The organism is Dellaglioa sp. CoH-55-MRSF-7 (assembly GCF_056782235.1).
On record NZ_JBXAYI010000253.1, the window covers coordinates 1 to 231 of the forward strand.

The 231-nt window shown below is 54.5% G+C and carries 1 protein-coding gene; it reads right to left on the bottom strand.

What is annotated here, in order from left to right; translation table 11 throughout:
• The coding region (locus AC1RPU_RS08565; RefSeq protein ID WP_481769745.1) for a hypothetical protein at positions 1 to 231 on the bottom strand (231 nt) is incomplete at both ends.

Here is a 231-nt window from a genome sequence, read left to right on the forward strand (position 1 = left end):
GCTGCGGCCCCCATCACGGTATTACCGCTCCGGGGCGGGGCTTTGAGGACACCACGCTTCTTTTCCAGGATCGCGTCAACGGCTGCTGGCTGGTAGTCCTTGAGGGTGTCCGTGAATTTGATAGGACTGCTAAATTCCTGTGTCGGGAAATGCTTCTTGAACTGGAACGGTATATCACTCTTTTCGAGAACCTGTTTCAGACCTCCTGCGTCACCGAGCGGAGTTTTAAGG